At 70.6% G+C, this 14,150-nt stretch carries 5 protein-coding genes, 1 tRNA gene and 1 rRNA gene; 1 reads left to right on the top strand and 6 read right to left on the bottom strand.

All coding sequences use genetic code 11. From position 1 onward, the window contains the following. Window positions 1-71: 71 nt before the first annotated feature. From ACGF5U_RS24540 to ACGF5U_RS24525, 4 genes are all read right to left on the bottom strand, one after another. Window positions 72-902: a helix-turn-helix domain-containing protein gene (locus tag ACGF5U_RS24540; RefSeq protein WP_392713231.1), complete on the bottom strand. Its 831-nt coding sequence runs from the start codon at window positions 900-902 to the stop codon at window positions 72-74. A 390-nt stretch (window positions 903-1,292) separates the two neighbouring features. After that, window positions 1,293-4,136: a DNA translocase FtsK gene (locus ACGF5U_RS24535; protein WP_392713229.1), complete on the bottom strand. Its 2,844-nt coding sequence runs from the start codon at window positions 4,134-4,136 to the stop codon at window positions 1,293-1,295. A 198-nt stretch (window positions 4,137-4,334) separates the two neighbouring features. Then, the gene (locus tag ACGF5U_RS24530; RefSeq protein ID WP_392713228.1) at window positions 4,335-5,021 is read right to left on the bottom strand and encodes a two-component system response regulator; all 687 of its coding nucleotides are present in this window, start codon (window positions 5,019-5,021) and stop codon (window positions 4,335-4,337) included. Between the two features lie 245 nt (window positions 5,022-5,266). Then, window positions 5,267-10,681 carry a HAMP domain-containing protein gene (locus tag ACGF5U_RS24525; RefSeq protein ID WP_392713226.1) on the bottom strand — a complete coding sequence of 1,805 codons (5,415 nt, stop codon included), beginning with the start codon at window positions 10,679-10,681 and terminating at the stop codon, window positions 5,267-5,269. Between the two features lie 418 nt (window positions 10,682-11,099). Between ACGF5U_RS24525 and ACGF5U_RS24520 the strand changes: the two genes are divergently transcribed. Then, window positions 11,100-13,745, top strand: a complete 2,646-nt coding sequence (locus tag ACGF5U_RS24520; protein WP_392713225.1) for a SpoIIE family protein phosphatase — start codon at window positions 11,100-11,102, stop codon at window positions 13,743-13,745. 56 nt (window positions 13,746-13,801) lie between these two features. On the opposite strand, the gene ACGF5U_RS24515 is transcribed toward ACGF5U_RS24520, so the two are convergent. Further along, window positions 13,802-13,874: transfer RNA gene (locus ACGF5U_RS24515), tRNA-Thr, on the bottom strand. A 184-nt stretch (window positions 13,875-14,058) separates the two neighbouring features. After that, a 5S ribosomal RNA gene (gene rrf, locus ACGF5U_RS24510) occupies window positions 14,059-14,150 on the bottom strand; the annotation flags it as partial.

Here is a 14,150-nt window from a genome sequence, read left to right as displayed (position 1 = left end):
GTCGGCACGCGAAGGCCGGCCGGCGGAAGGCGCCGGCCGGCCGAGGGGCACCCCGGCCGGCGCCGCGCGGGTCAGCCCGCCTGGGGGTCGCCCTTCGTGTACGTCAGGCGCTCCACCTGACCGGCCTCGAACTGGTCGTCGACCTTCTTGCCGTTCACGAACAGTTCGATCGCGCCGGCGTTGCCCAGCACCAGATCGAGCCGCTCGTCGTCCTGGAAGGTCTTGGAGTCGCCCTTGAGCAGCAGACCGTCGAAGAGCAGCTTGCCGTCGCGGGCCTTCGCGGAGATCCAGCTCTTGTCGTCGATCGCGGTGAGCTTGACGGTGACCTTGTCCAGCGGGACCGCCGCGATCGCGCTCTCCGACGGCGCGGGCGACGGCTTGGGCGGCGGGGCGGCCGGGCTGGGCTTCTTGGACGGTGCGGGCCCCTCGGCGACCTGGCCGGGCTTGGAAGCCCCGTCACCGCCGTTGAACAGGGTGAAGCCGACGAAACCGACGACGGCGACGATCGCCGCGACCATGGCCGCGGTCCAGTTGGGCCGGCGCCGCTCGGGGCGGATGCGTTCCGCCTCGAAGAGCGGGGCCGCAGGGGTCGGGGCCGGCCGGCCGCCGTGGTCGGCGTCGTACCGCGCGACGAGTTCGGCGGGGTCGAGCCCCACGGCGCGGGCCAGCGTACGGATGTGGCCGCGGGCGTACACGTCGCCGCCGCACCGCGAGAAGTCGTCCTCCTCGATCGCGTGGACGATCGGGATCCGTACGCGCGTGGAGGTGCTGACCTCCTCGACGGTCAGACCTGAGTCGATTCGGGCTTGCCGGAGCACTCGACCGATCGAGGTCCGGTCTTCGGGCCGGTCGTCCTCGGGGGTCGAAGGCCGGTCGTCTTCGGGGGAGTTGCCGATGGACACGAGGGCGCCTTTCGAGCGTGTAACCACCTGCCGGAGGTTCAGTCTATGGGTGGTACGAAAGGGTGGAGCAACCGGGCGGACGTACTTTGTACGCCATCGGAATGGCCGGACGTCCGCAGGCCCGGAGGGTCATTGTCCGCCCTTCTGCCCAACTTGACGTACGGCCCGGGGAAACGGTTGCCCCCCGTTCCCTAACGGGTGAGTCTCCGCGTTCCGTCACGGGTCATCCTCCCCCGCACCGTACGACTCCGCCTTCCCGGCGGGACCCCGGACACACCTCCCGCATGCCGCACGCACGCGTCTTACGCCGCATGCCGCGCGCACACGTCTTCCGCACGCGTCTCACGTACGTGGCCGCGTACGCGTCTCGCGGCATTGCTCCGTTCGCGCCTACCCGGCGGCCTCCTCGCCGCGGATGATCGCCAGCACCCCGTCCAGCTCGTCCGGCTTGACGAGGACGTCCCGGGCCTTGGAGCCCTCGCTGGGCCCGACGATGTTCCGCGACTCCATGAGGTCCATCAGCCGGCCGGCCTTCGCGAAGCCCACGCGCAGCTTGCGCTGGAGCATCGAGGTGGAGCCGAACTGGGTGGAGACGACCAGCTCGGCGGCCTGGCAGAGCAGGTCCAGGTCGTCGCCGATGTCCTCGTCGATCTCCTTCTTCTGCCTGGTGCCGGTGGTGACGTCGTCCCGGAACACCGGGGCCATCTGCTCCTTGCAGTGCCGGACGACGGCGGCGACCTCATCCTCCGTGACGAAGGCGCCCTGGAGCCGGACCGGCTTGTTGGCGCCCATCGGCAGGAACAGGCCGTCGCCCTTGCCGATGAGCTTCTCGGCGCCGGGCTGGTCCAGGATGACGCGGCTGTCGGCGAGCGAGGAGGTGGCGAAGGCGAGCCGGGAGGGCACGTTCGCCTTGATGAGGCCGGTGACGACGTCGACGGACGGGCGCTGGGTGGCGAGCACGAGATGGATTCCGGCGGCGCGGGCCAACTGGGTGATCCGGACGATGGCGTCCTCGACGTCCCGGGGCGCGACCATCATCAGGTCGGCGAGCTCGTCCACGATGACCAGCAGGTACGGGTAGGGCTGGAGCTCCCGCTCGCTGCCTTCGGGCGTCTTGAGCTTGCCGCTGCGCACGGCGGCGTTGAAGTCGTCGATGTGCCGGTAGCCGAACGCCGCGAGGTCGTCGTAGCGCAGGTCCATCTCCCGCACGACCCACTGGAGGGCCTCGGCGGCCCGCTTGGGGTTGGTGATGATCGGCGTGATCAGATGCGGGATGCCCTCGTAGGCGGTGAGCTCGACCCGCTTGGGGTCGACCAGCACCATCCGGACGTCCTCCGGGGTCGCTCTTATCATCACCGAGGTGATCAGGCAGTTGATGCAGGACGACTTGCCGGATCCGGTGGCACCGGCGACGAGGACGTGGGGCATCTTCGCGAGGTTGGCCATCACGTAGCCGCCCTCGACGTCCTTGCCGAGCGCCACCAGCATGGGATGGTCGTCCTCGGCGGCGTCCGCGAGGCGCAGGACGTCGCCCAGGTTCACCATCTCGCGGTCGGTGTTCGGGATCTCGATGCCGACGGCGGACTTGCCAGGGATGGGCGAGATGATCCGCACATCGGGGCTGGCGACGGCGTACGCGATGTTCTTGGTGAGGGCCGTGATCCGCTCGACCTTCACGGCCGGGCCGAGCTCGACCTCGTACCGGGTGACCGTGGGGCCCCGGGTGAAGCCGGTGACGTCGGCGTCGACCTTGAACTCGGAGAACACGTTCCGCAGGGACGCCACGATGGCGTCGTTGGCGGCGCTGCGGGTCTTCCCGGGGCCGCCGCGCTCCAGCAGGTCCAGGGACGGCAGGGCGTAGGTGATGTCGCCGGAGAGCTGGAGCTGCTCGGCCCGTGCGGGCAGGGGCTGCGCGGGCTCGCGCTCGGGCGCGGGCTTGGTGAGGTCCGGTACGGGGAGGCGGCCGGGCGTCGGCTTCGCCGCGTCACGCGCCGACGGTACGGGGGCGGCGCCCGGCGCGTGGGGCGTGCCGGGGGGCGCGGGCGCGCCGGATGCCGCGGCCGCGTCCCCGCTGACGTCGCGGGTGACGTCGCGGGTCAGGTCGGCGACCAGCGGCGAGGGCGGCATGCCGTTCAGGACGGCGCCGTCGAGGGCCGCCGCCGCTGCCGCGGCGATGTCCACGGCGTCCATCGGCCGGTCGAAGTCCGGCTGCGCGGAGCGGGGGCGCGGCCGCCTGCGCCGGGTGAGCGCCTCCTCCTCGGCCCGGTCCGCGTCGTAGGGCTCGTCGGACACCGGGCCGCGCCGCCGGGGCTTGGCGGGCAGCGCCTCGCGCCACTGCTCGTCGTACCGCTCGTCGTCGTGGGACCACTCGGACTCGTCCGACTGGACGATGCCGAGCCGCACGCCGAGGGCCCGCAGCCGCTGCGGGATGGCGTTGACGGGGGTCGCCGTGACGACGAGCAGCCCGAAGACGGTGAGCAGGAGCAGCAGCGGTACGGCGAGGACCTCGCCCATCATGAAGATCAGCGGTTTGGACGCGGCCCAGCCGATCAGGCCGCCCGCGTCCTGCATGGCCTCCGCGCCCGCGTCCCGGCCCGGCGAGCCGCACGCGATGTGGACCTGTCCGAGGACGCCGATGACGAGCGCGGACAGGCCGATCACGATCCGCCCGTTGGCCTCGGGCTTCTCGGGGTGCAGGATCAGCCGTACGGCGATGGCGCCGATCAGGAGCGGTACCAGCAGGTCGAGGCGGCCGAAGGCGCCGGTGACCAGCATCTCGACCAGGTCGCCGACGGGTCCGCGCAGATGTGCCCAGGTCCCGGCGGCGACGATCAGCGCGACGCCGAGCAGCAGCAGCGCCAGCCCGTCCTTGCGGTGCGCCGGGTCGAGTCCCTTGGCGCCGCGCCCTATGCCGCGGAACATCGCGCCGACGCCGTGTGCGAGGCCGAGCCACAGGGCGCGCACGAGCCGGTACACGCCCCCGGTGGGCGACGGTGCGGACTTGGCCGCCGACGCGGCCGCGGCCTTCTTCGCCGGGGCCTTCTTGGCGGGGGCTTTCCTGGCCGCCGTCTTCTTCGCGGGTCCCGCGCTCCCGCCGGCGGCGCTCTTAGCGGTCTTCTTGGCGGGAGGCTTGGCGGCTGCCGCCTTCTGCGCGGCGCCAGTCGTACGGCCGGCGCGCGGCTTCGCGGTGCCCGCCGTGCCCTGGGAACCCTTGCCGGACGTACGTGAGGCCATGGTGGTGAGGTTACCGGTGTGGGGCGCGGTGGACACGTGTGCCTACCGCTTCACCCGTTCGTGTCGCTCTTGGAGGTGTCGGTGAGCTGACGCGGAGCCGTACGGCGGGCGGAACGCCCGCGTCCGGTCGGAGGCCACGCCCGGGGCGGAGGTCCTTCCCTGGGCTGACGCGGGTTCACCCGCCGTGTTCGTACGGCGCTATGCGGGCAGCGACGGCGAGCCGCCGCCTCCGGTGCCCGGCTCCAGCGCGTCCAGTGCCCGGCGCAGCCCGGTGAGCTTCCGCTCCAGATGAGCGGCGGTGGCGACGGCCGCGGCGTCCGCCGAGTCGTCGTCCAACTGTTTGGAGAGCGCTTCGGCCTGTTCCTCGACGGCTGCCAGCCGGGCGGACAGTTCGGCGAGGAGGCCGGCCGACTCCTTGGCCCCGACCCCGCCGCCCTGCGTGCCGTTGGCGCCCTCCAGCTGGAGGCGCAGCAGCGCGGCCTGCTCGCGGAGCTGACAGTTCTTCATGTAGAGCTCGACGAAGACCGAGACCTTGGCGCGCAGCACCCAGGGGTCGAACGGCTTGGAGATGTAGTCGACCGCCCCGGCCGCGTACCCGCGGAAGGTGTGGTGCGGGCCGTGATTGATGGCCGTGAGGAAGATGATCGGGATGTCGCGCGTCCGCTCCCTGCGCTTGATGTGCGCCGCCGTCTCGAAGCCGTCCATTCCCGGCATCTGGACGTCCAGAAGGATGACCGCGAAGTCGTCCGTCAGCAGCGCTTTGAGCGCTTCCTCCCCTGACGATGCCCGTACCAGCGTCTGATCGAGCGCGGAGAGGATGGCCTCCAGCGCCAGCAGATTCTCCGGCCGGTCATCGACCAGGAGGATCTTGGCCTTCTGCACCATGGCCCGCCCTCCTCGCCCCGGCAGTTGGCCGGGCGCCGCCCCAGGGGACGACTCCCTTGCGCCGTCCGTCCTTGTGCCGGTCATGGTAGCCGCACCCCGCCTGTCGCCACACCCTGTCACCGCGATGTCACTGTGCACGTAGAGTCAAACGCGGCGAGAGACCGGAAGGTTCCCCGAATACCGGCCTCTCACACGCGTTCAGCCACAGTCTGTCAACAAGTCGCACTCAATCGCACACGCCTCGATCACTCCCCGCGCATCCACTGCTCCATAACGGAGAGCAGATGATCGGGATCGACCGGCTTCGTCACGTAATCGGAAGCTCCGGACTCGATGGCCTTCTCCCGGTCGCCCTTCATCGCCTTCGCCGTGAGCGCGATGATCGGCAGCCCCGCGAACTGCGGCATCCGACGGATCGCGGTCGTCGTCGCATACCCGTCCATCTCCGGCATCATGATGTCCATCAGCACGACCGTCACATCATCGTGCTGCTCGAGGACTTCGATGCCCTCGCGGCCGTTCTCCGCGTACAGCACCGACAGACCGTGCTGCTCCAGCACGCTGGTGAGCGCGAAGACGTTGCGGATGTCGTCGTCGACGATGAGCACCTTCTCGCCGTGGAACTCGAAAGTACGCCGCGGCTCCCGCCCTTCCTGCCCGGCCGCCGCCCACGCCTCCTGCGGCTGCCCGGCACCGGTCGCACCGGCCGCGCCGACCGTGGCACCGGCACCGCCACCGGCCCCGGCCCCGGCCCCGGCAGCCGCTCCCGCCGCCGCACCTCCGGTCTGCCCCGGCAGCGCCGGCCGCTGGTCCCGGCCGCTCAGCGACCGGCGCCGGTGCCGGAACAGCGCGCCCGTGCCACCGCGTGCGTCGGGCGCCGCCGACGGCTGCGCCGTACCCGCCCGCGCGTCCTCGCCGTCGAGCTGCGGCTGACCGGGACCCGCCATGCCCTGCCCGTACCCGTGCGGCGACAGCTCCACCGGCTGCAGCGGCAGGTACAGCGTGAACGTGGAGCCACGCCCCGGCTCGCTCGCCGCGTGGATCTCGCCGCCCAGGAGCCGGGCGATCTCCCGGCTGATCGACAGGCCCAGGCCCGTACCGCCGTACTTGCGGCTGGTCGTGCCATCCGCCTGCTTGAACGCCTCGAAGATCACCCGCATCTTGCTGGCGGCGATCCCGATACCCGTGTCGGTCACCGAGAACGCGATGAGATCGCCCTCCGGATCGCGCAGCGACCCCGCCTCCAGCAGCTGCTCCCTGATCGACTGCGGAACGTCCGCCTTCGCCGGGCGGATGACCAGCTCCACGGCCCCGGTGTCGGTGAACTTCACCGCGTTCGACAGCAGGTTGCGCAGCACCTGCAGCAGCCGCTGCTCGTCGGTGTGCAGCGTCGCGGGCAGCTCGGGAGAGACCCGTACGGAGAAGTCGAGTCCCTTCTCCGCCGTCAGCGGCCGGAACGTCGCCTCCACGTAGTCCACGAGCTGCACCAGGGCGATACGGGTCGGGGAGACGTCCATCTTGCCCGCCTCGACCTTCGACAGGTCGAGGATGTCGTTGATCAGCTGGAGCAGGTCGGAGCCCGCGCCGTGGATCGTCTCCGCGAACTCCACCTGCTTCGGCGAGAGGTTGCCCTCGGCGTTGTCGGCGAGCAGCTTCGCCAGGATCAGCAGCGAGTTGAGCGGCGTGCGCAGCTCGTGCGACATGTTGGCGAGGAACTCGGACTTGTAGCGCATGGAGACCGCGAGCTGCTCGGCCCGCTCCTCCAGCACCTGCCGGGCCTCCTCGATCTCGGTGTTCTTCACCTCGATGTCCCGGTTCTGCTGCGCCAGCAGCTCGGCCTTCTCCTCCAGTTCGGCGTTGGAGTCCTGAAGGGCCTTCTGCCGGCTCTCCAGTTCGGCGGACCGTTCCCTCAGCTGCTCGGTCAGCTCCTGCGACTGCTTCAGGAGCACCTCGGTCTTCGAGTTCACGCTGATGGTGTTGACGCTCGTCGCGATCATCTCGGCGATCTGGTTGAGGAAGTCGCGCTGGATCTGGGTGAACGGCTGGAACGACGCCAGCTCGATCACCCCGAGCACCTTCCCCTCGAACAGCACCGGCAGCACGATCACATGCGCGGGCGCCGCCTCACCGAGCCCGGAGGCGATCTTCAGATAGCCCGGCGGCACATTGACCTGGATGGTCCGCTTCTCCTCGGCGGCCGTCCCGATGAGCGTCTCGCCCGGCCGGAAGGACGTGGGCATCGAACCCGCCGAGTAGCCGTAGCTGGCCCGCATGCGCAGCTCGTACGACGTGTCGGCGTCCGTGGCCGGCTCGGTACCGCCGCCCGTGGGCAGCGCCAGGAAGAACGCGCCGTGCTGGGCCGACACCACCGGCGTGAGCTCGCCCATGATCAGCGAGGCGACGTCGTCCAGATCGCGCCGCCCCTGCATCAGACCGGAGATACGGGCCAGGTTGCCCTTGAGCCAGTCCTGCTCCTCGTTGGCGAGGGTGGTGTCCCGCAGGTTGGCGATCATCGTGTTGATGTTGTCCTGGAGGACCTGGATCTCGCCCGCCGCGTCCACATCGATCTTGAGGTTCAGATCGCCTCGGGTCACCGCCGTGGCGACCGCGGCGATCGCCCGGACCTGGCGGGTGAGGTTGCCGGCCATCTCGTTCACGGACTCGGTCAGGTCCCGCCAGGTGCCGTCCACGTCCCGCACGCGGGCCTGGCCGCCGAGGATGCCCTCCGTACCCACCTCACGGGCCACCCGCGTGACCTCCTCGGCGAACGAGGACAGCTGGTCGACCATCGTGTTGATGGTGTTCTTCAGCTCCTGGATCTCACCGCGCGCGTCGATGTCGATCTTCTTGGTGAGGTCGCCCTTGGCGATGGCGGTGGTGACGGCCGCGATCTGGCGCACCTGGCCGGTGAGGTTGGAGGCCATCGAGTTCACCGACTCGGTCAGGTCCTTCCAGGTACCGGAGACCCCGGGCACCCGGGCCTGGCCGCCCAGTTCGCCCTCCGTACCCACCTCGCGCGCCACACGCGTCACCTCGTCCGCGAACGAGGACAGCGTCGTCACCATGGTGTTGACCGTGTCGGCGAGTTCGGCGACCTCGCCGCGCGCCTCGACCGTCACCTTCTTCGTCAGGTCGCCGTTCGCGACGGCCGACGACACCCGCGAGATGTTCCGCACCTGCGACGTCAGGTTGTTGGCCATCACGTTGACGTTGTCGCTCAGGTCCTTCCAGATGCCGGTGACGCCCCGCACCCGTGCCTGGCCGCCGAGAATGCCCTCGGTACCGACCTCGCGGGCGACTCGCGTCACCTCGTCGGCGAAGTTGGACAGCTGGTCCACCATCGTGTTGACGGTGGTGACCAGATCGAGGATCTCGCCCCGCGCGTCGACGGTGATCTTCTTCGACAGATCGCCGCGCGCGACCGCCGTCGTCACCTCGGCGATGTTGCGCACCTGCGACGTCAGGTTGTTCGCCATCGAGTTGACGGACTGGGTCAGGTCCTTCCAGGTGCCCGAGACGCCCTGCACCTCCGCCTGACCGCCCAGGATGCCCTCCGTGCCCACCTCGCGGGCGACCCGGGTCACCTGCTCCGCGAAGTTCGACAGCTGGTCGACCATCGTGTTGAGGGTGTTCTTCAGCTCCAGGATCTCACCGCGCGCGTCCACGTCGATCTTCTGCGACAGATCACCCCGCGCCACCGCCGTGGCCACCTGGGCGATGTTGCGCACCTGGGCCGTGAGGTTCCCGGCCATGCCGTTCACCGAGTCCGTCAGGTCCCGCCACACACCGGCGACACCCGGCACCTGCGCCTGCCCGCCGAGCCGACCGTCCGTACCCACCTCACGGGCCACCCGGGTCACCTGCTCGGCGAACGCCGACAGCTGGTCGACCATCGTGTTGATGGTGTTCTTCAGCTCCAGGATCTCACCGCGCGCGTCCACGTCGATCTTCTGCGACAGATCACCCCGCGCCACCGCCGTCGTGACCTGGGCGATCTGCCGCACCTGCGACGTCAGGTTCCCGGCCATGAAGTTGACGGAGTCGGTGAGCTCCTTCCACGTACCGGAGACACCGTCGACGCGCGCCTGCCCGCCGAGCCGGCCCTCCGTGCCCACGTCCCGCGCCATCCGCGTCACCTGGTCGGCGAACGACGACAGCTGCGCCACCATCGTGTTGACGGTGTTCTTCAACTCCAGCATCTCACCGGCCACATCGACGGTGACCTTCTGCGACAGGTCGCCGTTCGCGACCGCCGTCGTCACCTGCGCGATATCCCGCACCTGACCGGTGAGGTTGCGGAAGGCCGTGTTCACCGAATCGGTGAGGTCCTTCCACGTACCGGCCGCACCGGGCACCTCGGCCTGGCCACCGAGCCGGCCCTCGACACCGACCTCCCGCGCCACCCTGGTCACTTCGGAACCGAACGCCGAGAGCTGGTCCACCATCGTGTTGACGGTGTTCTTCAACTCCAGCATCTCGCCCGCGACATCGACGGTGACCTTCTGCGACAGGTCGCCGTTCGCGACCGCCGTCGTCACCTGCGCGATGTCCCGCACCTGAGTGGTGAGGTTGCGGAACACGGTGTTGACGGAGTCGGTCAGGTCCTTCCACGTACCGGCCGCGCCCGGCACCTGCGCCTGGCCGCCGAGCAGCCCCTCGGCACCGACCTCGCTGGCGACCCGCGTCACCTCGTCCGCGAACGTCCGCAGCGTCTCCGTCATCTGGTTGATCGTGTCGGCGAGCTGCGCCACCTCACCGCGCGCGCTGACCCTGACCTTCTGCGACAGATCGCCGTTGGCGACGGCCGTCGTCACCTCGGCGATACCGCGCACCTGCGATGTGAGGTTTCCGGCCATCGTGTTGACCGAATCCGTCAGGTCCTTCCAGACGCCCGCGACGCCCGGCACCTCGGCCTGACCGCCCAGCTCGCCCTCCGTGCCCACCTCACGGGCGACCCGGGTCACCTCGGACGAGAACGACGACAGCTGGTCCACCATCGTGTTGACGGTGTTCTTCAGCTCCAGCATCTCACCGGCGACATGCACGGTCACCTTGCGTGACAGATCACCCTTGGCGACCGCCGTGGTGACCAGGGCGATGTCCCGGACCTGGGCCGTCAGCCGGTACGCCATGGTGTTCACCGAGTCCGTGAGGTCCTTCCACGAACCCGAGACCCCGCGCACCTGCGCCTGCCCGCCCAGCTTGCCCTCCGTACCGACCTCCAGCGCCACCCGCGTGACCTCGTCCGTGAACGAGGACAGCTGGTCGACGAGGTTGTTCACGGTACGGGCCACCCGCAGGAACTCCCCGCGCAGCGGACGCCCCGCGCCCTCCGACCCCTCGGACCGCAGCTCCATGCGCTGCTGGAGGTCGCCCTCGGCGACCGCCGACAGCACCCGGCCGACCTCGGAGACCGGCCGCGTCAGATCGTCCACCAGGTCGTTCGCGGCCTCGATGGCCGCCGCCCAGGCACCTTCGCTCGCCCCGACCTCCAGCCGCTCGGACAGCTTGCCCTCGCGCCCCACGACCCGGCGCACCCGCGCGAGCTCCCCGGTCAGATGCAGCTTCCGGTCGGCGACCTCGTTGAAGACGGCGGCGATCTCCGCCATCGTCCCCTCGCCCGTCACGGTCAGGCGCTTGCGGAAATTGCCGTCCCGCATCGAAACGAGGGCAGCCAGCAGCCGGTCCAGGGCCGCGGCATCCACCTCGACCGTCCCACTGCTCCGGGACCGTCCGCCCTTCGCGCGCGTGCTGCCTCCTCGCGCCGCCACGCCAGACTCCACCGTGACCCTCCCACAGGGGTTGACCGAATTACCGCTCGGGCCTTGCCGCTCCCGCCGCACTGTCTCCGCCGCTGGAAGCCTTCCCAGTGTTTCACCACGATGGAACCAGGCCATAACAGTTCGGCAGCTTCGCATAACGTCCCCGCCCTCGGGGGACGGAAACAGCGGTGACCACCATCCGCCCGGGCCGCGAAGGTAAGTAACCTGGCATCCGGCTGTCCAACCGCCCCGGTCCGCCCGGCGGGGGCGGCAGGACGGGGTACCAGCACCGGGCACCGGGAGGGGCAAGCCGATCATGGCAGAGCCGGGCGTCGAGACGCGTACGAGGAGTTCTGTGATCACCGCGCGGGCGGCTGCCAGCTTCGACCCTGTGGGACGGTCGGTCGCGACCGCTCGTGCCTTCGTCCGGGACACCCTCCAGGGCTGGGGGTACAACGATGTCGTCGATGATGCCGTCGTCCTGACCAGCGAACTCGTCACCAACGCGGTCGTCCACGCCGGCACGTCCGCCGACGTGCTGTGCCTGCGCACCGAGAACGGCGTACGCGTCGAGGTCGCCGACCGCTATCCGGAGCGCGAGGTGCCGCTCCAGGGCTCCGCCGCAGCCCTGGCGCACCCGGAGCGCGAGAACGGCCGGGGACTGCTGCTCTGCGCCGCTCTGGCGTCCCGCTGGGGCGTCGAGTACTCCCCCGCCAAGAAGCAGGTGTGGTTCCAGCTCGACCTGCCCGACCGGCCCGTCGGCACGCGTTCCGCGGTCCCCGCGCTCCCCACGAACCTGCTGCCCGTCGCCGACGAACGGATCCGGGTCGCGGTCGCCCAGATCGACGGCACCGGCGCCATCACGGCCTGGAACGACGACGCCCGGCACCTCTTCGGCTACGCCGCGGACCAGGTCGTCGGCAAGCAGCTCGGCGACTTCGCCGCCTGGCCGCACACCCCCGGCACCGCCACCGGCCTCGCCGAGGCCCTCCAGCTGTCCCGCTGGGAGGGCAGCTACGGCATCCGCGGCGCCGACGGCCGCGTCATCCCCGTGTACGCCTCGCACCTGCGCGTCCGCGACACCCAGGGCGAGCCGTCCACGGTCTGCCTCCTCGTACGGGACTACGAGCGGGCCGTCCTGCAGTCCCCGCAGCGGACGCCCGTCACGGACACGGGTCGCGAGGGCCGCGCCACCGACCCGTTCGAGGTCTTCATCGGCTCCCCGGCCCCCGACGACCTCGACGGGCTCCTGCAGCGCACCGTCGAACGCGCCCGCGACATGCTGGACGGCGACGCCGCCTTCCTGCTGCTCGCGACCGACGACGAGACCGAGCTAGAGGTACGGGCCACCACGGGCCTCCCCTCGGCCCGCCAGCGCTTCGCCCGCGTCCCCGTGGAAGCCGGCACCGGCCGTTACGCGTCGGCCCGCATGCCCGCCGTCCACGAGGACCTCACCGCCGTCCCCGGCGCGGTCCCGCTGCTGAACGGCACGGGAATGCGTTCGGTCGTCACCGTCCCGCTGAAGGTCGAGGGCCGCCTCACCGGGTCCCTGGGGGTCGCCGCCGAGGGCTCGGGCCGCTATTCGAACGAGGAGGCGCTCAGGCTGCAGTTCGCAGCCGACCGGATCGCCCTAGCCGTCGAGTCGGCCCGCCTCGGCGAGCTCGAACGCCTCCGCCGCGGGTCCCTCAGCTTCCTCGTGGAGGCCTCCGACCTGCTCGCCGGCACCCTGGACCGGGACCAGACGCTGGCCCTCATGGCACAGATGACCGTGCCGACGCTCGCCACCTGGTGCGCCGTCTACACGATCGCCGACCAGGCCTCCGACCCGTACCTCTCGTACGTCCTGCACGAGGACGAGGAGCGCATCGACGGCCTGAAGGACCTGCTGTCGCAGATCGCCCCGCCCGACCCGGTGCCGACGCCCGGTGCCCGCGTCTGGGCGGCACCGGCCCAGGCCGCCCACGACGCCGCCCTGCGCACCTCGATGCACGAGCTCGGCTACGGCTCCACACCCCTGTCGTCCGGCATCAGTACGACGCTGGCGACGGCGTCCGCCGTCGGCGGCGAGACCGTCGTCCTGCCGCTGGTCGCCCGGAACCGGGTGATCGGCATGCTGACACTGGGCAAGCCCACCGACGACCACTTCCGGCAGGAGATCCTGGAGCTCGCCGAGGACCTGAGCCGCCGGGCCGCGCTGGCCCTCGACAACGCCCGCCTGTACTCGGAGCGCATGGCGATCAGCCAGTCCCTCCAGCGCAGCCTCCTGCCACCTGGCCTGCCGCCCGTCCCCGGCGTCGAGGTCGACGTCATCTACCGCGCGGCCGGCGAGGGCAACGAGGTCGGCGGCGACTTCTACGACCTGTTCCCGATCCGGGACAACGCCTACGGCTTCGCCATCGGCGACGTCTGCGGTACGGGCCCGGAGGCCGCGGCGGTCACGGGCCTGGCCCGGCACGCGCTGCGGCTGCTCGCCCGGGAGGGCTTCGGCGGCCCCGCCGTCCTGGAGCGGCTGAACGCGGCGATCCTCGACGAGGGGGCCCGCAGCCGCTTCCTCACGCTCCTGTACGGCGAGCTGTGGCCGCAGGAGGACGGCAGCGCGGTCCTGAAGGTGGTCTGCGCGGGCCACCCGCTGCCGCTGCGGCTGCGCCAGGACGGCTCGGTGGAGCCCGCGGCCGAGCCGCAGCCGCTGCTGGGTGTCATGGAGGACCTGGAGCTGTACGAGCAGACGGTCACCCTGGACCCGGGCGACGTCCTGTTGTGCGTGACCGACGGTGTCACCGAACGCCGCGAGGGTTCCCGCATGTTGGGTGACGACGGCCTCGCGGCCGTTCTCCGCTCCTGTACGGGCCTGACGGCCGGCGCGGTCGCCGCGCGCGTGCTGCGTGCCGTGGAGCGCTTCGCGGCGGAGCCGGCGTCCGATGACATGGCCATCCTGGCGATGCGCATCCCGGAGCCGCACTGACGCCCGGGTATACGAAGAAGGCCCCCGCCGTGTGGCGGGGGCCTTCTTCCGTTGGGAGCCCCCAAACGGAATCGAACCGTTGACCTTCTCCTTACCATGGAGACGCTCTGCCGACTGAGCTATAGGGGCCTGTCGCTTCGAGGTTTCCCTCGCGGCAACGAGATAGATCATACCCCGAACGAGCGAGTACGCCTAATCGCCGACAGGGCAGTCCGAGCAGTACGGCAAGGACTCTGGCGGGGCCATCGGGGAATCGCGAGCACAACGCAGAAAAGCCCCGTACCTGACGGTACGGGGCTTTCCCACAATGATTGTTCGGCGGTGTCCTACTCTCCCACAGGGTCCCCCCTGCAGTACCATCGGCGCTGAAAGGCTTAGCTTCCGGGTTCGGAATGTAACCGGGCG

Source organism: Streptomyces sp. NPDC047886 (genome assembly GCF_043204435.1).
In the GTDB taxonomy this organism is placed as follows: domain Bacteria; phylum Actinomycetota; class Actinomycetes; order Streptomycetales; family Streptomycetaceae; genus Streptomyces.
This window is presented reverse-complemented; position numbering and strand designations above follow the sequence as displayed.

Coding starts and splice junctions, on each gene's coding strand:
- ACGF5U_RS24530 (WP_392713228.1), bottom strand. CDS start 5,021: ATGGTGCAGAAGGCCAAGATCCTCCTGGTCGATGACCGGCCGGAGAAT.
- ACGF5U_RS24520 (WP_392713225.1), top strand. CDS start 11,100: ATGGCAGAGCCGGGCGTCGAGACGCGTACGAGGAGTTCTGTGATCACC.
- ACGF5U_RS24535 (WP_392713229.1), bottom strand. CDS start 4,136: ATGGCCTCACGTACGTCCGGCAAGGGTTCCCAGGGCACGGCGGGCACC.
- ACGF5U_RS24525 (WP_392713226.1), bottom strand. CDS start 10,681: ATGCGGGACGGCAATTTCCGCAAGCGCCTGACCGTGACGGGCGAGGGG.